At 75.2% G+C, this 26,028-nt stretch carries 21 protein-coding genes; 17 read left to right on the top strand and 4 right to left on the bottom strand.

Translation table 11 applies throughout. From position 1 onward, the window contains the following. The first annotated feature begins 40 nt into the window (after positions 1 to 40). From ACI79B_RS06150 to ACI79B_RS06210, 13 genes are all read left to right on the top strand, one after another. Positions 41 to 1,585, top strand: a complete 1,545-nt coding sequence (locus ACI79B_RS06150) for a UDP-N-acetylmuramoyl-L-alanyl-D-glutamate--2,6-diaminopimelate ligase (RefSeq protein ID WP_456926647.1) — start codon at positions 41 to 43, stop codon at positions 1,583 to 1,585. Beyond that, on the top strand, positions 1,582 to 2,991 hold the full coding sequence (locus ACI79B_RS06155) for a UDP-N-acetylmuramoyl-tripeptide--D-alanyl-D-alanine ligase (protein WP_456926648.1): 1,410 nt from the start codon (positions 1,582 to 1,584) through the stop codon (positions 2,989 to 2,991). Before ACI79B_RS06150 ends, ACI79B_RS06155 begins: the two co-directional genes overlap by 4 nt. Then, positions 2,988 to 4,067, top strand: coding sequence for a phospho-N-acetylmuramoyl-pentapeptide-transferase (mraY, locus tag ACI79B_RS06160; protein WP_456926649.1), 1,080 nt, complete (start codon positions 2,988 to 2,990; stop codon positions 4,065 to 4,067). The genes ACI79B_RS06155 and mraY overlap by 4 nt, the downstream gene beginning before the upstream one ends. A 158-nt stretch (positions 4,068 to 4,225) precedes the next feature. Further along, complete coding sequence (gene ftsW / locus ACI79B_RS06165; RefSeq protein WP_456926650.1) at positions 4,226 to 5,728, top strand: putative lipid II flippase FtsW; 1,503 nt, start codon at positions 4,226 to 4,228, stop codon at positions 5,726 to 5,728. Next, complete coding sequence (gene murG / locus ACI79B_RS06170) at positions 5,725 to 6,825, top strand: undecaprenyldiphospho-muramoylpentapeptide beta-N-acetylglucosaminyltransferase (protein ID WP_456926651.1); 1,101 nt, start codon at positions 5,725 to 5,727, stop codon at positions 6,823 to 6,825. Before ftsW ends, murG begins: the two co-directional genes overlap by 4 nt. Then, positions 6,815 to 8,260 (top strand): UDP-N-acetylmuramate--L-alanine ligase, encoded by a 1,446-nt coding sequence (gene murC / locus ACI79B_RS06175; protein ID WP_456926652.1) that lies wholly within the window; start codon positions 6,815 to 6,817, stop codon positions 8,258 to 8,260. Before murG ends, murC begins: the two co-directional genes overlap by 11 nt. Next, entirely contained in the window at positions 8,257 to 9,042 is a 786-nt protein-coding gene (locus ACI79B_RS06180; RefSeq protein WP_456926653.1) for a cell division protein FtsQ/DivIB, read from the top strand. Before murC ends, ACI79B_RS06180 begins: the two co-directional genes overlap by 4 nt. A gap of 364 nt (positions 9,043 to 9,406) precedes the next feature. Further along, complete coding sequence (ftsZ, locus tag ACI79B_RS06185; RefSeq protein WP_456926654.1) at positions 9,407 to 10,690, top strand: cell division protein FtsZ; 1,284 nt, start codon at positions 9,407 to 9,409, stop codon at positions 10,688 to 10,690. 37 nt (positions 10,691 to 10,727) lie between these two features. Continuing rightward, the gene (gene pgeF / locus ACI79B_RS06190; protein WP_456926655.1) at positions 10,728 to 11,459 is read left to right on the top strand and encodes a peptidoglycan editing factor PgeF; all 732 of its coding nucleotides are present in this window, start codon (positions 10,728 to 10,730) and stop codon (positions 11,457 to 11,459) included. 89 nt (positions 11,460 to 11,548) lie between these two features. Next, a complete protein-coding gene (locus ACI79B_RS06195) occupies positions 11,549 to 12,298 on the top strand; it encodes a YggS family pyridoxal phosphate-dependent enzyme (protein ID WP_456926656.1) in 750 nt (249 codons plus the stop codon). Next, positions 12,298 to 13,206 (top strand): cell division protein SepF, encoded by a 909-nt coding sequence (locus ACI79B_RS06200; protein WP_456926657.1) that lies wholly within the window; start codon positions 12,298 to 12,300, stop codon positions 13,204 to 13,206. Before ACI79B_RS06195 ends, ACI79B_RS06200 begins: the two co-directional genes overlap by 1 nt. 68 nt (positions 13,207 to 13,274) lie before the next feature. Beyond that, on the top strand, positions 13,275 to 13,571 hold the full coding sequence (locus ACI79B_RS06205) for a YggT family protein (RefSeq protein WP_073422422.1): 297 nt from the start codon (positions 13,275 to 13,277) through the stop codon (positions 13,569 to 13,571). Between the two features lie 62 nt (positions 13,572 to 13,633). After that, a complete protein-coding gene (locus ACI79B_RS06210; protein WP_456926658.1) occupies positions 13,634 to 14,362 on the top strand; it encodes a DivIVA domain-containing protein in 729 nt (242 codons plus the stop codon). A 193-nt stretch (positions 14,363 to 14,555) separates the two neighbouring features. On the opposite strand, the gene ACI79B_RS06215 is transcribed toward ACI79B_RS06210, so the two are convergent. The 3 genes from ACI79B_RS06215 to ACI79B_RS06225 form a co-directional block, all read right to left on the bottom strand. Further along, on the bottom strand, positions 14,556 to 15,479 hold the full coding sequence (locus ACI79B_RS06215; protein ID WP_456926659.1) for a carbohydrate ABC transporter permease: 924 nt from the start codon (positions 15,477 to 15,479) through the stop codon (positions 14,556 to 14,558). Continuing rightward, positions 15,476 to 16,465: a carbohydrate ABC transporter permease gene (locus ACI79B_RS06220; RefSeq protein ID WP_456926660.1), complete on the bottom strand. Its 990-nt coding sequence runs from the start codon at positions 16,463 to 16,465 to the stop codon at positions 15,476 to 15,478. The genes ACI79B_RS06215 and ACI79B_RS06220 overlap by 4 nt, the downstream gene beginning before the upstream one ends. A 122-nt stretch (positions 16,466 to 16,587) precedes the next feature. Then, complete coding sequence (locus tag ACI79B_RS06225; protein ID WP_456926661.1) at positions 16,588 to 17,958, bottom strand: ABC transporter substrate-binding protein; 1,371 nt, start codon at positions 17,956 to 17,958, stop codon at positions 16,588 to 16,590. Positions 17,959 to 18,287: 329 nt separating this feature from the next. On the opposite strand from ACI79B_RS06225, the gene ACI79B_RS06230 reads away from it, so the two are divergent. After that, the gene (locus ACI79B_RS06230; protein ID WP_456926662.1) at positions 18,288 to 19,409 is read left to right on the top strand and encodes an ABC transporter ATP-binding protein; all 1,122 of its coding nucleotides are present in this window, start codon (positions 18,288 to 18,290) and stop codon (positions 19,407 to 19,409) included. Between the two features lie 27 nt (positions 19,410 to 19,436). After that, positions 19,437 to 20,183 (top strand): hypothetical protein, encoded by a 747-nt coding sequence (locus tag ACI79B_RS06235; RefSeq protein WP_456926663.1) that lies wholly within the window; start codon positions 19,437 to 19,439, stop codon positions 20,181 to 20,183. Between the two features lie 21 nt (positions 20,184 to 20,204). Here the strand turns inward: ACI79B_RS06235 and ileS are convergent, their stop codons facing one another. Then, positions 20,205 to 23,375, bottom strand: a complete 3,171-nt coding sequence (gene ileS, locus ACI79B_RS06240) for an isoleucine--tRNA ligase (protein WP_456926664.1) — start codon at positions 23,373 to 23,375, stop codon at positions 20,205 to 20,207. Between the two features lie 117 nt (positions 23,376 to 23,492). Here ileS and ACI79B_RS06245 point away from each other — a divergent pair, with 117 nt between their 5' ends. Both ACI79B_RS06245 and ACI79B_RS06250 read left to right on the top strand, forming a co-directional pair. Next, positions 23,493 to 25,004, top strand: coding sequence for a potassium/proton antiporter (locus ACI79B_RS06245; protein ID WP_456926665.1), 1,512 nt, complete (start codon positions 23,493 to 23,495; stop codon positions 25,002 to 25,004). 114 nt (positions 25,005 to 25,118) lie between these two features. Then, complete coding sequence (locus tag ACI79B_RS06250; protein ID WP_456926666.1) at positions 25,119 to 26,003, top strand: DUF559 domain-containing protein; 885 nt, start codon at positions 25,119 to 25,121, stop codon at positions 26,001 to 26,003. Positions 26,004 to 26,028: the final 25 nt, after the last annotated feature.

A 26,028-nucleotide genomic window follows, 5' to 3' on the forward strand; every position in this document is an offset into this window, starting at 1 on the left:
TGCGCGGGGCGGGCGGGTGCCGACGGTAGATTGGCCAGACGTGAGCCCGACCGGAACCGGGTCGGTGCCCCGGCCAGCGGGGACCCGCCCGCTCGCCCTCAGCGCGCTGCGCGACCTCGTCGGCGACCCCGTCCAGGGCGACCCCGCCACGCCGGTGCACGGGGTGACCCTGGCCACCCCCGAGGTGCGCCCGGGTGACCTCTACGCGGCCCTGCCCGGCGCCCGCACGCACGGCGCCCGCTTCGCCGCCGACGCCGCCGCCCGCGGTGCGGTCGCCGTCCTCACCGACCCCACCGGCCGCGACCAGGCGGTCGCCACCGGCCTGCCCGTGTGCGTCGTCGACGCGCCGCGCGCCCTGCTCGGCGACGTCGCCGCCCGCGTCTACGGCGAGCCGGCCCGCCGGCTGCCGGTCGTCGGCATCACCGGCACCAATGGCAAGACGACGACGGCGTACCTGGTCGAGGCGGGCCTGGCCGCGGCCGGGCGCGGCACCGGGCTGATCGGCACCGTGCAGACCCGCACCCGCGCCCGCGGCGCCGAGACCGCCTTCCCCAGCGTCCGCACGACGCCCGAGGCGCCCGTGCTGCACGCGCTGCTCGCCACCATGGCCGAGTCCGGCGTCGACACCGTGGTCATGGAGGTCTCCAGCCACGCGCTGGTGCAGGGCCGGGTCGGCGGCGTCCCGTTCGCCGCGGCCGGGTTCACCAACCTCAGCCAGGACCACCTCGACTTCCACCGCGACCTCGAGGACTACTTCCAGGCCAAGGCGCTGCTGTTCGACGGCCGCGCCGCCCGCGAGGTCGTCGTCGTCGACGACGGGCACGGCCGCCGGCTGGCCGGGATGCTCGGCGGGCGCGCGGTCACCGTGTCCGCCGAGGGGAACCCGGCCGACTGGGCCGCCACCGACGTCGCGCCGGCCCTCGACGGCGGCTCGGCGTTCACCCTCACCGGCCCCGGCGGCACGTGGCCCGCCCGCGTCCGGCTGCCCGGCCGGTTCAACGTCACCAACGCCGTGCTCGCCGTCGCGCTGCTCGACGCCGTCGGCGTGCCGGTGGCCGCGGCGCTCGAGGGGATCGCCACCGCCGTCGTCCCCGGGCGCATGGAGCCGGTCGACGCCGGCCAGCCGTTCACCGCGGTCGTCGACTACGCGCACACCCCCGACGCCGTCGCCTCCGCGCTCGCCGCGCTGCGCGGCGCCACGACCGGCAGGCTGGTGACCGTGCTCGGCTGTGGCGGTGACCGCGACCCCGGCAAGCGCCCCGCGATGGGCGCCGCCGCGGCGCTCGGCAGCGACCACCTCGTCGTCACCGACGACAACCCGCGCTCGGAGGACCCGGCCGCCATACGCGCCGCCGTCCTCGCGGGCGTGCCGGCGGAGCGGCGCGGCAGCGTGGAGGAGATCGGCGACCGCCGGGCGGCCATCGCCCGCGCGGTGGAGCTGGCCCGGCCCGGGGACACCGTCCTGGTCGCCGGCAAGGGACATGAGACGGGTCAGGAGGTCGCCGGCACCGTGACGCCGTTCGACGACCGCGCGGTGCTGCGCGAGGTCCTCACCGCGGCGGCCGCCGGGGCGGCGCGCCGGTGATCGCCCTGACCCTCGCCGAGGTCGCGGAGGCCGTCGGCGCCGCGCTCACGCCCGCCGCCGACCCGGCCGCGACCGTCACCGGCGTCACCCTCGACTCCCGCACCGTCGCCGCCGGCGACCTGTTCGTCGCGGTCGCCGGCGAGCGGGTCGACGGGCACGAGTTCCTCGACGCCGCGGCCGCCGCCGGTGCCGTCGCCGCGCTGACCACCCGCCCCGGTGGGCCGCTGCCGGCACTCGTCGTGGACGACACGGTGGACGCCCTGGGCCGGCTGGCCGCCGCGGTGCACGCCCGGCTGGCCGCGGGCGGGCTGCTGACGATCGGCATCACCGGCTCCTCGGGCAAGACCTCCACCAAGGACCTGCTCGGCCAGGTGCTCGCCGCCGCCGGCCCGACCGTCAGCCCGCCCGGCTCGTTCAACAACGACATCGGCCTGCCGCTGACCGTGCTGTCCGCCGACGAGGGCACCCGCCACCTGGTGCTGGAGATGGGCGCGCGCGGCGTCGGGCACATCGCCCGGCTGTGCGCGGTGGCCCGGCCCGACGTCGGCGTGGTGCTCAACGTCGGCTCCGCCCACCTGGGCGAGTTCGGCTCGGCCGACGCCATCGCGCAGGCCAAGGGCGAGCTGGTGGAGGCGCTGCCGGAGACCGGCACCGCCGTCCTCAACGCCGACGACCCGCGGGTGGCCGGCATGGCGCCGCGCACCCGCGCCCGGGTGGTCACCACCGGCCGGTCCGACGGCGCCGACGTCCGCGCCACCGGCGTCGCCCTCGACGACGCCGCCCGCGCCTCCTTCGCCCTCGTCGCCGGCGGCCAGGAGCACCCCGTGGCGCTGCGGGTGGTGGGGGAGCACCAGGTGGCCAACGCGCTGTCGGCCGCGGCCGCCGCGCTCGCCGCCGGCATGACCCCCGCCGCCGTGGCGCGGGCGCTGTCGGCCGCGGAGCCGCGCAGCCGCTGGCGCATGGAGGTCACCCGCCGCGCCGACGGCGTGACCGTCGTCAACGACGCCTACAACGCCAACCCCGAGTCCATGCGCGCCGCGCTGGCCGCGCTCGCCGGGCTGCCCGCGACCCGGCGGGTCGCCGTCCTCGGCGGGATGGCCGAGCTCGGGCCCGACGCCGACGCCGAGCACGAGCGGCTGGGCCGTGACGCGGTCGCCGCCGGGGTCGACCTGCTCGTCGCCGTCGGACCCGATGCGGTAGGCATGGTGTCGGGTGCCACGGCCGCCGGTGCCCGCCACGGGGAGGGCGCCGGGACGCAGGTCGCGTCCGTGCCCGACCGAGCGGCCGCTCTCGACCTTCTCTCGGAGGTGCTGGTGCCCGGTGACGTCGTGCTGGTGAAGGCCAGCCGGGCCCACGGGCTGGAGGTCCTGGCCGACGGCCTGCTGACCACCGGGGCAGGCGCGTGAAGTCCGTCCTGATCGCGGCGGCCTTCGGGCTGTTCATCTCGATCCTCTGCACCCCGCTGGCCGTGCGGGCCTTCCGCCGGCGCGGGTTCGGGCAGGAGATCCGCGACGACGGCCCCGAGAGCCACCTGTCGAAGAAGGGCACGCCCACCATGGGCGGCACCGTCATCGTCGGGGCGACCGTCGGCGGCTACCTGATCTCCCACCTGTTCCTCGTCGGGCAGCCCAACCGGGGGGTGACCGCCAGCGGCCTGCTGGTGCTGTTCCTCATGGTGGGCCTGGGCACCGTCGGGTTCCTCGACGACTACCTCAAGATCCGCTTCCGGCGCAGCCTCGGGCTGAACAAGACCTCGAAGCTGGTCGGGCAGCTGGTGGTCGGCATCGCCTTCGCGGTGCTCGCGATCAACTTCCCGGACGAGGCCGGGGTCACCCCGGCGTCGGAGTTCGTCTCCTTCGTCCGCGACATCGACCCGCTGTTCCTCGGCTCGGTCGGCTTCGTGATCCTCGCCTACCTGTTCATCGCCGGGTTCTCCAACGCGGTGAACCTGACCGACGGGCTGGACGGGCTGGCGGCCGGCTGCTCGGCGATGGTCTGCGGCGCCTACACGATCATCTCGTTCTGGCAGTTCACCCACGACTGCTCCGGCGCGCTGGTCGACGGCTGCTACCAGGTGCGCGACCCGCTCGACGTCACGCTGGTCGCGGCCGCGGGGCTCGGCGCGTGCCTGGGCTTCCTGTGGTGGAACACCAGCCCGGCGCGGATCTTCATGGGCGACACCGGGTCGCTGGCCCTCGGCGGCCTGCTCGCGGGCCTGGCCGTGGTCACCCGCACCGAGCTGCTGCTGATCGTCCTCGGCGGCCTGTTCGTCGCGGTGACGCTGTCGGTGGTCATCCAGGTGGCCTTCTTCCGCGCCACCCGGCGGCGGGTGTTCCGCATGGCGCCGCTGCACCACCACTTCGAGCTCGCCGGGTGGGCGGAGAACACCGTCATCGTGCGGTTCTGGCTGGTGACCGGCATGGCCGTGGCCTTCGGGCTGGGCCTGTTCTACGCCGACTGGCTCTCCATCACCGGGCTGTGAGAAGGGACCCCCTCGCCCCCCACGCCTCGTCCGCTCGGCGCGGGCCCCTGCGAGGGAGCCGCTCCGGCACCTCACCGCGGGGCCCGGTCGGCGGCGACCGGACGCGACACGCGCCGTCGGTGCTCACGCTGCGCGGGCGCAGCGGCGACGATGGCGGGATGGACGGCCGGAGCGAGTCCACCCGCCCCCGCCGCACGGCCCGCCGGGTGCCCGCGGCCGCGGCGCGGCCGCGGCTGCGCGGGCCGGCCTGGCTCGACGGGCCGATGACCAGCTGCCACCTGGTGCTCGGCGCGGCGGGGCTGCTGCTGGCCATCGGGCTGGTCATGGTCTTCTCCGCCTCGGCGATCGAGGCGGCGCTGGCCGACCAGCCGGCCTGGCGCCCGGGCGTGGACCAGCTGCTGTTCGCCGCGCTCGGCCTCGTCGCCCTCGGCGTCGCGGTGCGGCTGCCGGCCGGGTGGGTGCGGCGCTGGTCGCCGATCGCGCTGCTGGTCGTCGTCGTCCTGCTGGTGGCGGTGCTGATCCCGGGCATCGGCGTCATGTACAACGGCTCGCGGGCCTGGATCAGCCTCGGGTTCACCGACTTCCAGCCCTCCGAGCTGTCCAAGCTCGTCGTCTCCCTGTGGGGGGCGCACGTGCTCGCCGTCCACGGGCGGCACCTGACGGTCAAGACGCTGCTGCTCCCGCTGCTGCCGGTGTTCGCCGTGCTGTCCCTGCTCCTGATGCTCGAGCCGGACTTCGGCGCGGTGATCAGCCTGCTGCTCGTGGTCTCGGGCCTGCTCTACGCCGGCGGCCTGCCCTGGCGGCTGTGGGCGGTGGGCGGCGCGACCGTGGTCACCGGCGTGGTGCTCATGGTCATGGCCGAGCCGTACCGGATGGAGCGGATCACCGCGTTCCTCCACCCCTTCGACGACCCCACCGACACCGGCTTCCAGGCCATCCGCGGCTTCTACGCGCTGGCCAACGGCGGCCTGTGGGGCGTGGGCCTGGGCAACAGCGCCATGAAGTGGAACCTGCTGCCCGAGGCCGAGTCGGACTACATCTTCGCGATCATCGGCGAGGAGCTCGGCTTCCTCGGCTGCCTGGTCGTGATCACCCTCTACGCGGTGCTGGCCTACGCCGGCTTCCGCATCGCCCGCCGCGCCACCGACCGCTTCGTGTCGCTGGCCAGCGTGGCGATCACCGTCTGGCTGGTCGGCCAGGCGGCCCTGAACATGGGCTACGTGGTGGGCCTGCTCCCGGTCACCGGGGTCACCCTGCCGCTGGTCTCCGCCGGTGGCACCTCGCTGGTGCTCACCCTCTTCATCGTGGGACTCCTCATCCGCTTCGCCCGATCCGAGCCCGAGGCCATCGAGCACCTGCGCCGCACCCCCCGCGGCCGCCTGGCCCGCTGGCTGCTGCCCGTCCCCGCCCACGCCGTCGACCCGGTCCGGCCGCCCCGGTCCCGGCCCGAGCGCGCGCCCCGCCCGGTGCCCCGCCGCCCGGTGGAGGCGCACCCGGTGCGCCGGCCCGCCGAGGAGCGCCCGGCCGAGCGCCGGGTGCCGCCCCCGGCGGCGCGCCGTCCCGACCGCGACCGGGTGCCCGCCCGGCCCGCCGACCGCGGCCCCGTGCGCCCGGCCGACCGCCCGGCGCGCCCCGCCGACCGACCGGGGCGGTCCCGGTGAGCGCGCCGTCGGTCGTCCTCGCCGGCGGCGGCACCGGCGGCCACATCGAGCCGATGCTGGCCCTGGCCGACGCCCTGCGCCGGCGGGACCCCGGCCTGCGGGTCACCTGCCTGGGTACCGCCCGCGGCATGGAGACCCGGCTGGTGCCCGCGCGCGGCTACGACCTGCGGCTGATCCCGCCGGTCCCGCTGCCCCGCAAGCCCACGCTGGACCTGCTGCGCGTGCCCGGCCGGGTGCGCCGCTCGGTCCGGGACACCCGCGCGCTGCTCGACGAGCTCGCCGCCGACGTCGTCGTCGGGTTCGGTGGGTACGTGGCGCTGCCGGCGTACCTGGCCGCGCGGCGGGCCGGCGTGCCGGTGGTCGTGCACGAGCAGAACGCGCTGCCGGGGCTGGCCAACCGGATCGGCGCGCGGATCGCCGCCCGCGTGGCGGTGACCGTGCCCGGCACGCCGCTGCACCGCGGCGAGCACGTCGGCATGCCGCTGCGGACGGCGATCAGCGGCCTGGACCGCGCCGCCCGCCGCGCCGAGGCCCGCGCCGCCTTCGGCCTGGACGCCGACCGGCCCACGCTGCTCGTGTTCGGCGGCTCCCAGGGCGCGGCGTCGCTCAACCGGGCGGCGGTCGCCGCGGCCGACGCGCTCACCACCGCCGGGGTGCAGGTGCTGCACGCCCGCGGCCCCAAGAACACCGACGTCGAGGTGCCGCCGCGACCCGCCGGTGCCGCGCCGTACGTGGTCGTCGACTACCTGGAGCGGATGGACCTCGCCTACGCCGCCGCGGACCTGGCGCTGTGCCGCTCGGGCGCGGTGACCGTGGCCGAGCTGTCCGCGGTCGGGCTGCCCGCGGCGTTCGTGCCGCTGCCCATCGGCAACGGCGAGCAGCGGCGCAACGCGCTGCCGGTGGTGGAGGCCGGCGGCGGGCTGCTGGTCGACGACGCCGACCTCGCGCCCGCCTGGATCGAGGCGACCCTGCTGCCCCTGCTCACCGATCCCGCGGCGCTGTCCGGGTACGCCGCGCACGCCGCCGCGGCCGGGGTGCCCGACGCCGACGAGCGGCTGGCCGACATCGTCCTGGAGGTGGCGGCCGGTGACCGCTGACGCGACCGCCGCGTGGACCGCGCCGGTGCCCTCGCTGGAGGAGCTGGGCGCGGTGCACTTCATCGGCATCGGCGGCGCCGGCATGAGCGGCATCGCCCGCATTCTGCTGGCCCGCGGGGTACCGGTCTCCGGCAGCGACCGGCGCGACACCCCGACCCTGCTGGCGCTGCGGGCGCTGGGTGCGCGGGTGGAGGTCGGGCACGCCGCGGCCAACCTCGGCGACGCCGACAGCGTCGTCGTCTCCTCGGCGATCCGGGAGGACAACCCGGAGCTGGCCACAGCGAGGGCCCGGGGGCTGCTCGTGCTGCCGCGCGCGGTGGCGCTGGCCGCGGTGATGGCCGGGCGGCGCAGCGTCGCCGTCGCCGGCACCCACGGCAAGACCTCGACCACCTCGATGCTCACCGTCGCGGTGCAGGCCTGCGGCGTCGACGCCTCCTTCGCGATCGGCGGCACCCTCAACGAGTCGGGCAGCAACGCGCACGCGGGGGAGGGCGACGTCTTCGTCGCCGAGGCCGACGAGAGCGACCGCTCGTTCCTCCTGCTGGCCCCGCACGGCGCGATCGTCACCAACGTCGAGGCCGACCACCTCGACAACTACGGCGACCTGGCCGCGGTCGAGGCGGCCTTCGACCGGTTCCTCGGCACCGTGGACCCCGCCGGGTTCGTCGTCCTGTGCGCCGACGACCCGGGCTCGGCCCGGCTGCGCGGGGTCCCGACGCCGGCCCGGGTGCGCACCTACGGCACCGCCGAGGACGCCGACCTGCGGATCGTCGACCTCGACGTCGGCCCGGACGCCACGAGCTGGACCGCGGTCCTCGACGGCGCGGTGCTCGGCCGGGTCCGGATCCGGGTGCCCGGCGGGCACATGGCCCGCAACAGCGCCGCCGCGCTGCTCGCCGGCCTCGAGCTCGGCCTGCCCGCCGACGGGCTGGTCACCGGGCTCGAGCGCTTCGGCGGGGTGCACCGCCGGTTCGAGCTCAAGGGCGTCGCCGCGGGCGTGCGGGTCTACGACGACTACGCCCACCACCCGACCGAGGTGACCGCCCAGCTGCACGCCGCCCGCGCGGTGGCGGGGGAGGGGCGGGTCGTCGTCGCGTTCCAGCCGCACCTGTACAGCCGCACCCGCGAGTTCGCGGGCGCCTTCGGCGAGGCCCTGGGGCTGGCCGACGAGGTGGTGGTGATGGACGTCTACGGCGCCCGGGAGGACCCGGTGCCCGGCGTCACCGGCGCGCTGGTCGCCGACGCCGTGCCGCTGCCGCCGGACCGGGTGGCCTTCGAGCCGTCCTGGTCGGCGGCGGCCCCGGCGCTGGCCGGCCGCGCCCGCGCCGGCGACGTGGTGATCACCATGGGCGCGGGCAACGTCTCGATGCTCGGCCCCGAGGTGCTCACCGCCCTCGGCGGCGGGACCTCCGGCGCGGAGGGCGCGGCGCGGTGAGCCGCACCGGCCTGACGACCGCCGACCGGGAGCGCGGCGTCCCGGCCGAGGTCGCCCGGCCGGCCCGCCGGAGGCGGCGGCTCAGCGCGGCCGACCGCCGCCGGCGCCGGATCCTGCTGGCCGCGGTCGCCGTCGTGCTCGTCGCCGCGGCGGGGTGGGCGGTGTGGGCGAGCCCGCTGCTGGCCGTGCGGTCCGTCCGCGTCGACGGCGCCACCACGCTCACCGCCGAGCAGGTGCGCACCGCCGCCGGCGTCGCGGAGGGCACGCCGCTGCTGCGGGTCGACGTCGACGCCGCCGCCGCGCGGGTGGCCCGGCTGCCGCAGGTGGCCGACGTCACGGTCACCCGCGGCTGGCCGCGCAGCGTCGTCGTCACCGTGGTCGAGCGGCGGCCGGTCGCCGTCGTCGAGCAGGCCGGCACCCGCTCGCTGGTCGACCGCGACGGTGTGCTGTTCGACACCGTCACCGGCGAGGCGCCGGACGGCGTCGTCCCGCTCGAGGTCGCCGCGCCCGGCCCGGACGACCCGGCCACCCGGGCCGCGCTCGGCGCGCTGGTGTCGCTGCCGGCCGACGTCCGCGCGCAGGTCACCGGCGCGCGGGCCACCACCGGCGAGGACGTGACGCTCACCCTCGCCGACGGCACCACCGTCGTGTGGGGCGGCGCCGACGGCGCCGGCGACAAGGCCGCGGCGCTGGTCGCGCTGCTGGCCCGGGTCGCGTCCGGCGAGCTGGAGCCGGCGACGACGATCGACGTCAGCTCGCCGCGCGCCGTCGTCCTGCGCTGAGCCCACGGACCGCTCGCACTCCGTGTGCGGCCGTTCGCGGACGGCAACCGGGACGGCGCGCCGCCGACACGCCCGTGCCGCGACACGCCCGACACGCTGCGCGGCTCCGATTCGTCCCGGGAGCACCGCGGTCCCGGGTCTCGACCCCGGGATGAGACCTGCGGCAGGCGGGTCGTCACCGCCCGTGGTGAGCTTGTGACATCTGGGTCGCCCGGTGACGGTGTGGTGTCGACGTGGCGACACGCCGGGCCGGGGAGGGTGCTTGTAGGGCCCGACGCGGCCCACCTAACTTCGTCCGCGTCGACCCAGTTGACATAACACTAAGTCTGTACTTGAGGATGAGGGTCGAGGTCGGGAGCCCCACATGACACCTCCGCACAACTACCTCGCGGTCATCAAGGTCGTCGGCATCGGCGGCGGCGGTGTGAACGCGGTCAACCGGATGATCGAGGTCGGTCTGAAGGGGGTGGAGTTCATCGCCATCAACACCGACGCCCAGGCGCTGCTGATGAGCGACGCCGACGTCAAGCTCGACGTCGGCCGCGAGCTCACCCGCGGCCTCGGCGCCGGCGCGCAGCCCGACGTCGGCCGCCAGGCCGCCGAGGACCACCGCGAGGAGATCGAGGAGGTGCTCAAGGGCGCCGACATGGTCTTCGTGACCGCCGGCGAGGGTGGCGGCACCGGCACCGGCGGTGCGCCGGTCGTCGCCTCGATCGCCCGCAAGCTCGGCGCGCTCACCATCGGCGTGGTCACCCGGCCGTTCTCCTTCGAGGGCAAGCGGCGCGCGGTCCAGGCCGAGTCGGGGATCGAGGAGCTCCGCAACGAGTGCGACACGCTCATCGTCATCCCCAACGACCGGCTGCTGCAGCTGGGTGACCGCAACGTCAGCGTGATGGACGCCTTCCGCACCGCCGACCAGGTGCTGCTCTCCGGTGTCCAGGGCATCACCGACCTGATCACCACCCCCGGCCTGATCAACCTCGACTTCGCCGACGTCAAGTCGGTCATGTCCGGCGCCGGGTCGGCGCTCATGGGCATCGGCAGCGCCCGCGGGGACAACCGCGCGCTGCTGGCCGCCGAGCAGGCCATCGCCAGCCCGCTGCTGGAGGCCTCGATGGAGGGCGCCCACGGCGTCCTGCTGTCGATCTCCGGCGGCTCGGACCTCGGACTGTTCGAGATCAACGAGGCCGCCTCGCTGGTCTCCGACGCCGCGCACGCCGACGCCAACATCATCTTCGGCGCGGTCATCGACGACGCCCTGGGCGACGAGGTCCGCGTGACCGTCATCGCCGCGGGCTTCGACGGCGGCCGGCCCTCCGCCCGCAAGGACGCCGCCGTCGCGGCCGCCCCCGCGACGGCCCCGGCCGCCCCGCCGGCGCCCAGCCGGTTCGGCGGCAGCCCGCCGCCGGTGTCCTCGGCCGCGCCGCGCGCGACGGGGGAGCGCCTGGTCCCGCCGGCCCCCGCCGTCGCCCCGGCGCCCGTCAGCCCGGCCCCGGTCCGCCCGGCCCCGCCGGCCGGCGGTGGGATCACCGTCCCGCCGCTGCCCCCGGTGCAGAACCACGCGGCGGGCGCCGCCGCGGGCCGCCGGCCGCTGGGCAACGAGGACTTCGAGGAGGAGCTCGACATCCCGGAGTTCCTGCGTCAGTGAGGGCACCGACCCGCGCCACCGGCTCCCCGGTGGCCCCGTGAGCCAGACCCCGGCCGCCCCCTCGGCGGTGCGACCCCGGCGGGTCGTCACCGACCGGCGGGGCGGCCGCTCGCGTGCGCCCTACGACTCGTTCAACCTCGGCGGCCACGTCGGCGACGACCCGGCCGACGTCGCCGCCAACCGGGAGCGGCTCGCCCGCGAGCTGGGTGTGCCCGGGGACCGGCTGGTGTGGATGGACCAGGTCCACGGCACCGGCGTCGCGGTCCTCGACGGCCCGGCCGAGCGGCCGCTGCCGGCGACCGACGCCCTGGTGACCCGCACTCCCGGCCTGGTGCTGTGCGTGCTGGTCGCCGACTGCGTGCCGGTGCTGCTGGCCGACCCGGTCGCCGGCGTGGTCGCCGCCGTCCACGCCGGCCGGGAGGGGGTCCGGCAGGGCGTCGTCCCGGCCACCCTGGCCGCCATGGCCCGGCTGGGCAGCCGCCCGGCCGACACCACCGCGCTGCTCGGCCCGGCCGTCTGCGGCGCCTGCTACGAGGTCCCGCGGGAGATGCAGGCCCAGGTGGCCCGGGTGGCGCCCGCGGCCGCCGTGCGCACGCGTCAGGGCACGCCGGGGCTCGACCTGCGCGCCGGGGTCGCCGAACTGCTCGGCCGCGCCGGCCTGGCCCAGGTGGTGCACGACCCGCGCTGCACCGTCGAGGACCGGCGGCTCTACAGCCACCGCCGCGACGGCGTCACCGGCCGCCAGGCCGGCGTCACCTGGCTGGGATGAAGGACCCTCCTGCCCCCCGCCCCTCGCAGGCTCGCGGCGGGCCCCTGCAGGAGGGCCGTTCCAGTCCGTCCCCGGGGATGATCGTCGGCATGACCACCCCGGCCGACCGCCTGCGCGCCGTCCGCGAGCGCATCGCCGCCGCCGCGCGGGCCGCCGGGCGCGACCCCGCCTCGGTGGCGCTGGTGGCGGTGAGCAAGACGCGGACGGCCGAGGACGTCCGCGGGCTCGCCGCGCTCGGCCAGGCGGCGTTCGGCGAGAACCGCGCCCAGGAGCTCACCGCCAAGGTGGCCGAGCTCGCCGGCCTGCCGCTCGAGTGGCACTTCATCGGCCAGCTGCAGCGCAACAAGGCCGCCGCGGTCGCCCGCACCGGCGCCGTCGTCCACTCCGTCGACCGGCTGCCGCTGGCCCGGACGCTGGCCCGGGCGGGGGAGGAGGCCGGCCGGCCGGTCGAGGTCTTCGTGCAGGTCGACCTCGGCGGCGCCGAGGGGGAGATCGCCGAGCGCGGCGGCGCCGCCCCGGACGACGTCCCGGCCCTCGCCGACGCCGTCGCCGGCCTGCCCGGGCTGCGGCTGCGCGGCCTCATGGCCGTCGCCCCGCGCGACGAGGAACCCGGCCCCGCCTTCGCCCGGCTGGCCGCGGTCGCCGACCGCGTGCGGGCCGACCACCCCGGCGCCGCGGAGCTGTCCGCCGGCATGAGCGGCGACCTCGAGGAGGCGATCGCGGCCGGCGCCACGCTGGTGCGTGTCGGAACCGCGCTCTTCGGCCCGCGGCCCCTACCCTCGCCCGCAGTCACACCAGTCACAGGGGTCCCACCCGGGACGCCGGAGGAGGTCGTCTGATGGCCGGCGCCATGCGGAGGATGGGCATGTACCTCGGGCTCGTCGAGGACGACGACGCCCGCGCCTACGGGCGCTACGACGCCCGCCAGTCCGACCCCCACGACCGGTACGACGAGGGCCGCTACGACGAGGGTCGGTACGACGACGGCCGGTACGACGAGGGTTGCTACGACGACGCCCGCTACGACTCCGGGCGCCTGGAGGCCCCGCGGCTGGACGCCGGCCGGTACGACTCCGGCCGCTACGACGAGCGCCGCTACGACCGGTTCGACGACTCCTACGCCGGTGACCGCGCCGACGAGGGCCGCCGCCCCGCCGGTGACCGCCTCGACGAGGACCGGTTCGACGGCGACCGCTTCGACGACCGCCGCCCCGGCGACCGCGCCGACGAGGACCGCCCCGGCCCCCGCGTCGCCACGCCGGTCGCGTCCGAGCCCGCCCCCCTCCGCCGCGCGGGCGCGACCCGCCTCGGCCTGGCCCAGCAGCCGCCGTCGGCCCCCGCCGCCACCCCGGCCGCGGCGTCGGGCCCGTCCCGGCTGGGCTCGGTGAGCGCCGGCGCCGGTGGCGCGGCCGCCGGCCTGGCCGCCCGCGAGCCGGTCGCCGCGCCGGAGCCGGCGCCGGTGGCGCAGCCCTACCGGATCACCGCGCTGCACCCGAAGACCTACAACGAGGCGCGCGCCATCGGCGAGGCGTTCCGCGAGGGCAGCCCGGTCATCATGAACCTGACCGAGCTCGACCACGCCGACGCGCGGCGACTGGTGGACTTCGCCGCGGGCCTCGTGTTCGGTCTGCGCGGTAGCATCGAGCCCGTCACGGCCAAGGTGTTCCTGCTCAGCCCGCGGGACGTCGACGTGACGGCCGAGGACAAGGCCAAGATCCGCGAGGGCGGGTCCTTCCCCGAGTCCTGAGCCGTCGGGCCGGGGCGCTGGAGGAAGGCAGACACGGCACCGCAGGTGCCCCGGGACGAGCGAGGACAGTGGCTCTCTTCTGGCAGATCGTGTCGTCGATCCTGCTCGTCTTCCTGATCCTGCTGTTCGCGCGTTTCGTCGTGGACTGGGTGATGGTGCTGGCGCGCAGCTGGCGCCCGTCCGGCTTCGTCGCCGCGGGCCTGGAGGTCGTGTACGCGACCACCGACCCGCCGCTCAAGGCGATCCGGAAGGTGATCCCGCCCCTGAACCTGGGGTCCATCCGCCTGGACCTCGCGTTCATGGTGTTATTGATCGCCGTCTACATCCTGCGGAGCATCACGTCCGGTCTCGCCCTCACCGCGTGACCGACGTGCGCGCGCCCCGCGCGCGTGACCCCGCAGAGCCCGTACCCGCCGTCCGACCCGAGGTGAGCCCCTTGCCACTCACGCCAGCCGACGTGCACAACGTCGTCTTCAAGAAGCCGCCGATCGGTAAGCGTGGCTACGACGAGGACGAGGTCGACGCGTTCCTCGACGTGGTGGAGGCCGAGCTCGCCCGCCTCATCGAGGAGAACAACGAGCTGCGCGCGGGCTCGGGCACCGGCCGGGTCGCCGCCCAGCCGGTCGCCCCGGAGCCGGCCCCGGCTCCCGCCCCGGTCCCGCCGCCGGCGGCGGCGCGCGAGGACGACACCACCCGCGCGTCCCGGATGCTGGCGCTGGCGTCGGAGACCGCCGACCGCTACGTCAACGAGGCCAAGGCCCAGGCCGACCAGATGGTCTCCGGCGCCAAGACCCAGAGCGACCGGCTGGTCGCCGAGGCCCGCGCCAAGAGCGAGCAGATGGTCAACGAGGCGCGGCAGCGCGCCGAGTCGATGGTCAACGACGCCCGCACCCGCGCCGACACGATGGAGCGCGAGGCGCGCGCCAAGGCCGCCGCCCTCGACCAGGACGCCGAGCGCCGGCACCGCGAGGTCATGGGCCCCCTCGAGGAGAAGCGGCAGAACCTCGAGCGCAAGATCGAGGAGCTGCGGACCTTCGAGCGCGAGTACCGCACCCGCTTCCGCTCCTACCTCGAGTCGCACCTGCGCGACCTCGACGCCCGCGGCTCCGCCGAGCCGTCGTCGGCCAGCCGGCAGACGCAGCACGCGACCGCGTAGCAGCCCCACGCACAGGGCCCCCGGACCACCGGTCCGGGGGCCCTGTCGCGTTCCGGGGCCGGCCCACGGACGGCGCCGTGCCGGCCCCGCGCGGGCGACGGCGCCGAGACGGCGCCGGAGACGCAGAGGGCCCTGGACGTCCCGTCCGGGGCCCTCTGCCTGCCCGCACCCTCCGACGGCGCAGATACCTCCGTCAGCCCTTGACGCTCCCGGCCAGCAGGCCCCGCACGAAGTAGCGCTGGAGGCCCAGGAACACCGCCAGCGGCAGCACGATGGAGACGAACGCCCCCGCCGCGAGCAGGTACCAGTCCGAGCCGCGTGTGCCGGCGAGTTCGGCGACCCGCACGGTCAGCGGCACGACGTCGGGCGCGCCGCCGGCGAAGGTCAACGCGACGAGCAGGTCGTTCCACACCCAGAGGAACTGGAAGACGGCGAACGCCGCGATGGCCGGCGTCAGCAGCGGCAGCAGCACCTGGAAGAAGATCTTCACGTGGCCGGCGCCGTCCATCCGGGCGGCCTCCACCAGGGAGGCGGGGATCTCCTTCATGAAGTTGTGCAGCAGGAAGACCGCCAGCGGCAGCGCGAAGATCGAGTGCGACAGCCAGATGGTCCAGAACGAGCCGGCCAGCCCGGTGTCCACGTAGAGGCTCAGCAGCGGGATCAGCGTCACCTGGATCGGCACGACCTGCAGGGCGAACACGGCGACGAACAGGATGTTGCGTCCCCGGAACGGGATCCACGCGAACGCGTAGGCCGCCAGCAGCGCCAGCGAGATCGGGATGACGACCGCCGGCAGCGTGATCACCAGCGAGTTGACGAACAGCGAGGCGAAGTTCGTCCCTCCGCCGTAGAGGACCTCGTTGTAGTTGTCGACGGTGAACGACGGGTCGGTGAACACCGTCCACCAGCCGGAGCGGCGGATGTCGAGCTCCGGCCGGAAGGAGGTGATGAGCAGGCCGAGGGTCGGCACCGTCCACAGCACCGCGATGACCAGCGCGATGACCGACGCCGCGGGGGAGCTGAGCTTCGTCCGGGCGGCGACCGCGCGGCGCTCCGTCCGGGTGAGCCGGCGCTCGTCGGCGGGGACGGGCGCCATGACCGGGGTGGTCGTGGTCATCGGATCTCCTCGGCGAGACGCAGCTGTCGGACGTTGTAGGCGATGATCGGGACGACCAGCACGAACAGCAGGACGGCGAGGGCCGCGCCGAGACCGACGTTGAACTGCCGGAAGGCCTGCGTGTAGAACTCGTTGGCCACGACGCTCGTGCCGAACTGGCCACCGGTCATCGTCCGCACCACGTCGAAGACCTTGAGCGTCACGATCGCGACCGTCGTCAGCACGACGACCAGGGCGGGCCGGATGCTGGGCACGGTGACGTAGCGGAACATCTGGAAGCCGCCGACGCCGTCGAGGCGGGCGGCCTCGACGATGTCGTCGGGGATGGCCTTGATGGCCGCCGACAACACCGTCATGGCGAAGCCGGCCTGGATCCAGATCATCACGACGATCAGGTAGAAGGTGTTCGACGGCGCGTCGAGCAGGAACTGCCGCGGCTCCATGCCGAGCATGACCAGCAGCTGGTTGAGCAGGCCGATCTGGTTCACGCCGGGCTGGTCGGGGCGGTACTCGTAGACGAACTTCCAGATGACGCCGGCGCCCACCATCGAGATCGCCATCGGGAGGAACACCAGCGCCTTGGCCAGGCTCTCGAACCGCGTGCGGTCGACCAGGTAGGCGTAGACCAGCCCGAGGCCGGTGGTCACCAGCGGGACGAGGACGACCCACAGGAGCGTGTTGAGCAGCACGGTCTGGAAGTTGTCCTCGGTGAAGACCGTGACGTAGTTGTCCAGGCCGACGAACTCCGAGCCGTCCCGGTCGTAGAACGACCCGCGGATGGTGTCGAGGGCGGGGTAGACCAGGCCCACCGCGAGCAGCAGGAGCGTCGGGCCGACGAAGCCGGCCGCGACGACCCAGTTCGGCACCCGCCGGGGCCGGTCGACGGCGAACAGGATCGCTGCCATCACGGCGGCGAACAGGAGGATGGCGACCACCATCAGGGCGAGCTTGTGCCCCGTGGTGCTCGCCTCGAGGAACCACTGCACGGCTGACGACCTCTCTCCGGCAACGGAAGGCCGGGGGGACCGCGGCCACGGCTGCGGTCCCCCCGGTCTCCAGGGATGGGTACGGCGGTCCCGTCAGCCGTCGGCTGCCGGGACTCGGGTGATCAGGCCGTCGGCCAGGCGTTCTCGACGTCGGTGAGGACCTGCTGGGTCGGCTTGTCGGTCGCGATCCAGTTGGTCAGCTCGGTCCACAGCGCACCGGCACCGATCTCACCGGGCATCAGGTCCGACCCGTCGAAGCGGAAGACGGCGTCCGGGTTCTGGAACTGCTCGGCGGCCAGCTGGTCGATCGGGGAGACGAGGTTCTCGACGTCGAGGCCGGTGTTGGCGCTGACCCAGCCGGGGCCGGAGACCTGGGCCTTGACGTTGGCCCAGTCCGCCGAGGACAGGTAGGTCTGGAACGCCTGGGTCGCCGGGTCGTCGTTGAACGCCGCGGTGAACTCGCCACCGCCGAGCACGGGGGCCGCACCGTCGCCCTCGATGGGCGGCAGCGGGAAGGCGAAGACGTCGCCGTCCTCGGCGACCTCGGTGCCCTCGGGCCAGTTGGCCTGGTAGAAGGACGCCTGGCGGTGCATCCAGCAGCTGCCGTCGAGGATGGGCAGGCCCGCGTCACCGAACTCGGTGGAGGCGATGGACTGCACCTCGCCGAGGCCGCCGTTGACGTAGGCGGGGTTCTTCAGGATGCCGCCGACGGTGTCCAGCGCCTCGACGATCTGCGGGTCGTCGAACGGGATCTCGTGGGCGACCCACTGGTCGTAGACGTCGGGACCCGCGGTGCGCAGGACGACGTCCTCCAGCCAGTCGGTGGCCGGCCAGCCGGTGGCGTCACCGGAGCCGATGCCGGCGCACCAGGGCTTGGCGCCGGAGGCGGCGATCTCGTCGGAGAGCGCGACCATCTCGTCCCAGGTCGTCGGGACCTCGTAGCCGGCGTCCTCGAACGCCGACGGCGAGTACCAGACGAAGGACTTGGCGTTGGCGCCCAGCGGAGCCGCGTAGAAGGTGCCGTCGACGGTCCCGTAGGCCTTCCAGCTCTCGTCCCAGTACTGGTCGACGTTCGCCTCGACCTGCTCGGGGGCCGGGGCGACGGCGCCGGTGCCGGCGAGCGTCGCCAGCAGCCCCGGCTGCGGGATGAAGGCGATGTCGGGGGCGTTGCCGCTCTGGACGCGGACGACGAGCTGCGCCTCGAACTCGCGCGAGCCCTCGTACTGCACGTCGATCCCCGTGCACTCCTCGAACGGCACGTAGGAGTCGATGTGGGGCTGGTCCTCGGGGTCGACGATCGACGTGTAGACGCTCACCGTCTCGCCCTCGAGGTCGCCGAACTCCTCGTACGGAGCACAGTCGATCGTCAGGTCGGAGGCCGCGGCGGTCCCGCCGCCGCCCCCGCTGGTCTCGCTTGCGCCGCAGCCGGCGAGCACCAGTGCCACGCCCAGGCCGCCGGCCAGCGCACCCTTGCGCCGGCCTGTCGCGCGCATCGTCATGTACGTCCCTTCGGGGTCCCCGCGGTCGTCGACCGCGGCGTGTGGTCACGTGCGAACGGGCCGGTCAGCTGCCGGCCCGTCTGGTACGCCGGGGGACCATAACGTCGCGGCCGACGCCGTCCGGTGACGTTGCCGAAACCGTTATGCAACGCCTGCCCCGTCCGAGGGAGGAGACCGCGATCACGGGCCGCGCAGGTCACGGGCCGGTCACGGTCGGCGGCCCGGACGGGTGCCGCTCCGGGCGGGGCGCTGGTCCCCGGGAACGCTGCGTGTCACAGTGGGCGCGCTCTGCACCGGCGCAGAAGGGATCCTGAACGAACGCCATGGCCGCCATCACCTACGAGCGGGCCACGCTCGTGTACCCGGGGGCGACCCGCCCGTCGGTCGACGCGCTCGACCTGTCCATCACCGACGGCGAGTTCCTCGTCCTGGTCGGCCCGTCGGGCTGCGGCAAGTCCACGTCCCTGCGGATGCTGGCCGGCCTCGAGGACGTCACCGACGGGTCGATCCGCATCGGCGACCGGGACGTCACGCACCTCCCGCCCAAGGAGCGGGACATCGCGATGGTCTTCCAGAACTACGCGCTGTACCCGCACATGACGGTGGCCGACAACATGGCCTTCGCGCTCAAGATCGCCGGCATGTCCAAGGAGGACCGGCTGGCCAGGGTCCGCGAGGCGGCCCGGCTGCTCGACCTGGAGCAGTACCTCGACCGCAAGCCCAAGGCGCTCTCGGGCGGCCAGCGGCAGCGGGTGGCCATGGGCCGGGCGATCGTCCGCGACCCGCAGGTGTTCCTCATGGACGAGCCGCTGTCCAACCTCGACGCCAAGCTCCGCGTGCAGACCCGCACCGAGATCGCCGCCCTGCAGCGCCGGCTCGGGACGACGACGGTCTACGTCACCCACGACCAGGTCGAGGCCATGACCATGGGCGACCGGGTCGCGGTCCTCAAGGAGGGCGTCCTCCAGCAGGTGGACACCCCGCGTGCCCTCTACGACCGGCCGGTCAACGAGTTCGTCGCCGGCTTCATCGGCTCCCCGGCCATGAACCTCGTCACGGTGCCGCTGCGCGAGGGCGGCGCCGTCCTCGGCGGCCACCCGGTGCCGCTCTCCCGCTCGGTGCTCGACGTCCTCGCACAGGACGGCACGGGGACCGCCATGCTCGGCTTCCGGCCCGAGGCCGTCCAGTTCGTCGGGGCCGGGGAGGGATTCCCGGTCGAGGTCCAGGTGGTGGAGGAGCTCGGCTCGGACGCCTTCGCCTACGGACGGCTCCAGGCCGGGAGCGGGGCCGACGGCGCGGAGACGACCGAGCGGCCCCTGGTGCTGCGGGCCGACGCGCGCCGGCCCCCGGCCAAGGGCGAGGTCGTGCACGTGGCCATCCGCCCGGGCGAGGCGCACGTCTTCTCCGCCCTGACCGGACGGCGGATCGGCCATGCCGGGGACTGACCGGCGCCCGGCGCCCGGCGGCCGCCGGTGATCGTCGCCGCGGCGCTGCTGGTCCTCGCGGGCCTCGTGCTGTTCGTGCTGGGCGTGGTCACCGCCGTCACCGCCTGGTACTGGGCCTGCGTGGGCGCCTGCGTCCTGGCCGCGGTCCTGCTGGTCGTCGCCCGGCTGCGCGCACCCGCCGGCACCCGCGTCCCGGCCGCCGGCCGCACCCCCGACCGCGCGGGCGCCCCTCCTCGCGAGGAGCGGCCCCGCGTGGAGCCGGCCCGTGCTCCGGAGAAGCCCGCGGACCGGGCCGTGGAGGCGCCGGGGACCGGGGAGGCGCCCGCCGCGCCGCTGCGCGACCAGGGGACCGAGGCCCATCCCGGACGGCACGGGGCCCCCGGGACGCCGGCCGAGCGGCCCGCCGAGGCCGCGCCCACCACGCCGCCCGCGACGTCACCCGGCGGGACGCCCGCCGGGACCCCGGCCCAGGCCCCCGCGCAGCCCGCCCGGGCCGCTGCCGCGGGCGGGCCGCTCAACGGCGGCGACACCCCCGAGGAGGACGTCGAGGTCACCGACCTGCTCATGGTCGTCGACCTGACCGACGAGGTGCTCGTCGTCGACGAGCACCCCCGCTACCACCTGGCCGACTGCCCGTGGCTGGCCGGGCGGGAGACGATCCCGCTGCCGGTCAACGAGGCGCGCACCGACGGGTTCACCCCGTGCGCGGTCTGCGGGCCGGACGCGCACCTGGCCGCCGTGGAGCGCGCCCGGAAGGCCGCCCGCCGCGGCTGAACCGAGGCGGGCGGCCGGGAGTCAGGCCCGGGCGAGCCAGAAGCGGGAGCCGTTCGGCCCCTCGACGCCGGGACCCTCGCCCGCGGTGCCCGCGTGGACGGCGGTCGCCAGCACCTCGCCGGCCAGCTGCTCGCCGGACCCGGTGAGCGCCTCGGCCATCGCGCCGTCCGCGGTCCACCACAGCTCGATCCGGTCGCTGACCGCCAGGCCCGCGTTCTTCCGGGCCTCCTGCACCAGCCGCACCGCCTCGCGGACCAGCCCGGCCCGCTCCAGCTCCGGGGTGAGGGTGAGGTCCAGCGCCACGGTCAGGCCGGCGGCGCTGGCCACCGTCCAGCCCTCGCGCGGGGTCTCGGTCACGACCAGGTCGCCCTCGTGCAGGGCCACCGCCTCGCCGTCGACGTCGACCGACGCCGTCCCGGCCCGGTAGGCCGCGACCAGGGCGGCCGGGTCGGCCGCGGCGACGGCCTTCGCCACCGCCTGCACCTGCTTGCCCAGCCGCCGCCCGACGGCGCGGAAGTCGACCTTGACGCTGACGTCGACCAGGTCGCCGCCCACCGCGCCCAGCTCGTCGAGCGCGGCGACGTTGAGCTCGTCGGCGACCTCGGCCACCAGGTCGCGGCCCATCGCGGACCAGCCCGGTGCGGCGACCAGCGCCCGCGCCAGCGGTTGGCGGGTGCGCACCTTCGCCGAGGTCCGCGCCGCCCGGCCCAGCTCCACCAGCCGGCGCACCAGGTCCACCTGGGCCACCAGCTGCGGGTCGCGGGCGTCCTCGTCGACGGCCGGCCAGGTCGCCAGGTGCACCGAGTCGGGGGCGTCTGCGCCATCGCTCGTGACCAGGCCCGGGCGGACGACCCGGGTCCACACCTCCTCGGTCACGAACGGCGTGAACGGCGCCATGAGCCGGGTCAGCCCGTCGAGCACCTCGTGCAGCGTGCCCAGCGCCGAGGGGTCGCCGTCCCAGAACCGGCGCCGCGAGCGGCGCACGTACCAGTTGGACAGGTCGTCGACGAACTGCGCGAGCAGCCGCCCGGCGCCCTGGGTGTCGAAGCCCTCCAGCGCGTCGGTCACGCCCTCGGTGACCGCGGCCAGCTGCGCGAGCGCCCAGCGGTCCAGCAGCGGCCGCTGCGCCCGCGGCGGGGCGGGGGAGGCGGCCGGGTCCCAGCCGTTGGTCTCGGCGTACAGGGTGAGGAAGCTGGCGGTGTTCCAGTAGGTCAGCAGGACCTTGCGGACCACCTCGGACAGCGTCTCGTGCCCGACCCGCCGCGCCGACCACGGCGAGCCGCCGGCCAGCATGAACCAGCGGACGGCGTCGGCGCCGTGCCGGTCCATGAGCGGGATCGGCTCGAGGATGTTGCCGAGGTGCTTGCTCATCTTGCGGCCGTCCTCGGCGAGGATGTGGCCCAGGCACAGCACGTTCTCGTAGGAGTTCTTCCCGAACACCAGCGTGCCGACGGCCATGAGCGAGTAGAACCAGCCGCGGGTCTGGTCGATCGCCTCGCAGATGAACTGCGCCGGGTAGGCCGCCTCGAACTGCTCCCGGTTCCGGTGCGGCGCGCCCCACTGCGCGAACGGCATCGAGCCGGAGTCGTACCAGGCGTCGATCACCTGCGGCACCCGCCGGTAGGTGCCCTCCTCGCCGGGGCGGGTGAAGGTCACCTCGTCGATGAAGGGGCGGTGCGGGTCCAGGTCGGACAGGTCGCGGCCGGCCAGCTCCGACAGCTCCGCCAGCGACCCGACGACGACCATCCGGGACGGGTCGGCGTCGTTGCGCCAGATCGGCAGCGGGGTGCCCCAGTACCGGTCGCGGGACAGCGCCCAGTCGACGTTGTTGTTCAGCCAGTCGCCGTAGCGGCCCCACTGGATGGTCTCGGGGTGCCAGTGGGTCTTCTCGTTCTCGGCGAGCAGCTCGTCCTTGACCGCGCTGGTCCGGATGTACCAGGACGGCTGCGCGTAGTACATGAGCGGCGTGTGGCAGCGCCAGCAGTGCGGGTAGCTGTGCTCGTAGCGCTGCTCGCGCCACAGCACCCCGCGCTGCTGGAGGTCGACGACCAGGGCGTCGTCGGCGGCCTTGAAGAAGCGCCCGCCGACCAGCGGCAGCTCGGGCAGGAAGTGGCCGGAGGCGTCGATCGGGTTGACCACCGGCAGGCCGTAGGCGCGGCAGACGGCGAGGTCGTCGGCGCCGAACGCGGGGGACTGGTGGACCAGGCCGGTGCCGTCGTCGGTGGTGACGTAGTCGGCGAGGACGACGTAGTGCGCGTCCTCGCCGTCCGGGAACTCGACCAGGTCGAACGGGCGCCGGTAGTGCGTGCGCTCCCAGTCGCGGCCGGTGGTGCGGGCCAGCACCTCGACGTCGTCGGTGTCGCCGAACACGGCGGCCAGCAGGGGCTCGGCGACGACGAGGGTGGCCGGGTGGGCGGGGTCCTTGGTGGAGCGCGCCACGACGTAGGTGACGTCGGGGTGGACCGCGACGGCGGTGTTGCTGGGCAGCGTCCACGGCGTCGTCGTCCAGACCAGCAGGTCGGCCTTCCCGGCCCACTCGCCGTCGGTGACCGGCAGCCGGACGTACACCGAGGGGTCGGTGATCGACTCGTAGCCCTGGGCGACCTCGTGGTCGGACAGGCCGGTGCCGCAGCGCGGGCAGTACGGGGCGACGCGGTGGTCCTCGACCAGCAGCCCCTTGTCGAAGACCTGCTTGAGCGACCACCAGACGCTCTCGATGTAGGAGGGGTCCATCGTCCAGTAGGCGGTGGACATGTCGACCCAGTAGCCCATGCGGCGGGTGAGCTGGGAGAAGTCGCCGACGTGCCGCTCGACCGACTCCCGGCAGCGGGCGTTGAACTCGGCGATGCCGTAGCGCTCGATGTCGGGCTTGCCGGCGAAGCCGAGCTCCTGCTCGACGGCGATCTCCACCGGCAGGCCGTGGCAGTCCCAGCCGGCGCGGCGGGGCACGTGCCAGCCCTGCATCGTCTTGAAGCGCGGGAAGACGTCCTTGAACGCGCGCGCCTCGATGTGGTGGGTGCCCGGCCGGCCGTTGGCGGTGGGCGGGCCCTCGTAGAAGACCCACTGCGGGCGGCCCTGCGAGGCCTCCAGCGACCGGGCGAAGACGTCGGCGTCCTCCCAGCGGCGCAGCACGTCCTGCTCGAGCGCGGGCAGGTCGACCTGAGGTGGCAGCGCACGGAACGGAGAGCTCACGGATCAATCCTCCCACCCGGCCCTTCCCTCGTCCCCGAGCCGTCGACCCCGCCCGCGCCCAGGCGCGGCGGGCCGGATGCGGTCGTACGGGAGACTGGCCGCCATGGGTGGCAGGCGGTGAACACCACGGTCACCCTCGCCCTCGCCGTCGGGGCGCTGGTCGTGCTGGTGGCCGCCGTCGCCCTGCGGCTCGCCGACCGCCTCGGCCTGCCCAGCCTGCTGCTCTACCTGGCCCTCGGCGTGGCGCTGGGCGAGAGCGGTCTCGGGGTCCAGTTCGAGGACTACCGGCTCACGCACACGCTGGCGTACGCCGCACTCCTGATCATCCTCGCCGAGGGAGGTCTGACGACGCGGTGGGCCGACGTCCGTCGGGCGGTCGGACCCGGGGTCTCGCTGTCCACCGTCGGTGTGGCGGTCAGCGTGGGCGTGACCGCGGCCATCGGGGTCCTGGTCCTGGGCTTCGACTGGGGCTTCGCCCTCCTGCTGGCCGCGGTCATCAGCTCGACCGACGCCGCCGCCGTCTTCGCGACCCTGCGGCGACTGCCCCTCCCGCGCCGGGTGGCCGCCTCCCTCGAGGCCGAGAGCGGCCTCAACGACGCCCCGGTCATCCTGCTCGTGACCGTGCTGGCCGAGTCGCTCGCGGGGGCGGCGACGCAACCGTGGTGGCTGGTCGGCCTGGTGGTGGTGCTCGAGCTCATCGGAGGCGCCGTCATCGGGGTCGGGATCGGCTTCGGGGGTGCGGCGCTGCTGCGCCGGGTGGCGCTCTCCGTGGCCGGGTTCTACCCACTGGCGACACTGGCGCTCTGCGTGCTCGCGTACTCGTCGGCGTCACTGGCGCACACCTCCGGCTTCGTCGCGGTCTACCTGTGCGGTCTGGTGCTGGGCAACGCCGCGCTGCCGCACCGGGCGGCGAGCATCGGGTTCGCCGAGGGCATGGCCTCCCTCGCCCAGATCGGCCTGTTCGTGCTGCTCGGTCTCCTCGTCTCCCCGGGCCGGCTGCCCGAGGCCGTGGGACCGGCGCTCGTGGTGGGCGGCGCGCTGCTGCTGCTCGCCCGGCCCCTGTCGGTGGTGGCCAGCCTGGTGTGGTTCCGCTTCCCGTGGGCGCAGCAGGCGTTCATCTCCTGGGCCGGCCTGCGCGGAGCGGTGCCGATCGTGGCGGCGATCATCCCGCTGACCGCGGAGGTCCCGAGGGCGACGACCGTCTTCGACACCGTCTTCGTGCTGGTCGTCGTCTTCACCCTCGTGCAGGGGTGGTCGCTGCCGTGGGTGGCGCGGCGCCTGCGGATCGCCACCCCGGTCACCCCCCGTGACGTGCAGGTCGAGGCGGCACCGCTGGAGGAGCTGGACGCCGAGATGATGCAGCTGACCGTGCCCGAGGGCTCGCGGCTGCACGGCGTCTACCTGCCCGAGCTGCGGCTGCCCGAGGACGCCGCGGTGGTGCTCATCGTCCGCGACGGCCGCTCGTTCGTGCCGGACGCGACCACCCGGCTCATGCGTGGTGACCAGGCGCTGCTGGTGTCGGCCCGCCGGTCCCGCCCGGAGGCCGAGCGCCGGCTGCGGGCGGTCAGCCGCGCCGGCCGGCTGGCCACCTGGCGCGGCGAGCAGGGCGCGGCGACCGAGTCCGACTAGCCCCCGTGTGCACTTCCGCGGAGTTGCCCGGTGCACTTCCGCGGATGTGCCCGCCCGGGCCACGCTCCTGTGGACAACCGGAGACCAGCGGTCATCGACCAGCACGATCGCTCCGTGCTGTTGCGACCGACCACCCCGGAGGGCGTCTTCGTCGGCTCGCTCGCCGTCGCCGACGGGCGTCTGACCCGGAGACGGTTGGCGGAGGGGCCCTACATCTGCGTCCTGCACGGCGTCTACGCCGACGCTTCCGTGCCACGCGACCACCTGCTGCGCTGCCGCGCCGCGGCACTGCTCATGCCGCCGGACGCGGCGCTGGGCGGCCGGTCGGCCGCGGCGCTGCTCGGTGCACCAGCGCTGGGCTGGCGGGACCCGGTGACGGTCGTGCTGCCGGAGCCGCACAAGTGGCGCGGCCCGGACGGCGTCCGCGTGCACCGGACAGACCTGGATCCGGTCGACGTCCGGGACGACGGCTACGGACTCCGCTGGACAGCGCCGCTGCGCACCGTGTGGGACGTCGCGGTCCTCGAGACGACGGGGACGGCGGTGGGGGTGCTGGACGCGATGCTGCGTGCACGCCTGGTCGACCCCCGCGCGATGCAGGACCTCCTCCGCAGACGGACGGGGCGGCGGGGATCCCGGCGGTTCCGCCAGGTGCTCGAGCTGGCCGATCCGCGCAGCGAGTCACCGCCGGAGTCGTCGGTCCGCGTCGCCTGCGTCCTGGCCGGTTCCCCGGCACCCGTACCGCAGTACGACGTCGTGGGGGCCGGCGGCTGGCTGGCGCGGGTGGACCTCGCGTGGCCGGAGCAGAAGGTGGTCGTCGAGTACGAGGGCGAACACCACTTCGACGGCCTGCAGATCGTGCGGGACGACGCCCGGCTGGCGCGGCTCGCTGCGGCGGGCTGGCTGGTCATCCGGCTGTCGGCGTCCGACCTGCGTGCGCTGGACGACGCCGTCGCCCGGGTGCGGGCGGCCCTGAGCGCGCGCTCGGGCGCCCGGTGACCGTGCACTTCCGCGGATGTGCACG

It is taken from the genome of Geodermatophilus sp. SYSU D00879, assembly GCF_054050375.1.

Bases quoted from the DNA above. Each gene is read 5' to 3' on its own strand.
- ftsW (WP_456926650.1), top strand. From the start codon at position 4,226: ATGGACGGCCGGAGCGAGTCCACCCGCCCCCGCCGCACGGCCCGCCGG.
- ftsZ (WP_456926654.1), top strand. From the start codon at position 9,407: ATGACACCTCCGCACAACTACCTCGCGGTCATCAAGGTCGTCGGCATC.
- ACI79B_RS06195 (WP_456926656.1), top strand. From the start codon at position 11,549: ATGACCACCCCGGCCGACCGCCTGCGCGCCGTCCGCGAGCGCATCGCC.
- ACI79B_RS06200 (WP_456926657.1), top strand. From the start codon at position 12,298: ATGGCCGGCGCCATGCGGAGGATGGGCATGTACCTCGGGCTCGTCGAG.
- ACI79B_RS06215 (WP_456926659.1), bottom strand. From the start codon at position 15,479: ATGACCACGACCACCCCGGTCATGGCGCCCGTCCCCGCCGACGAGCGC.
- ACI79B_RS06225 (WP_456926661.1), bottom strand. From the start codon at position 17,958: ATGCGCGCGACAGGCCGGCGCAAGGGTGCGCTGGCCGGCGGCCTGGGC.
- ACI79B_RS06230 (WP_456926662.1), top strand. From the start codon at position 18,288: ATGGCCGCCATCACCTACGAGCGGGCCACGCTCGTGTACCCGGGGGCG.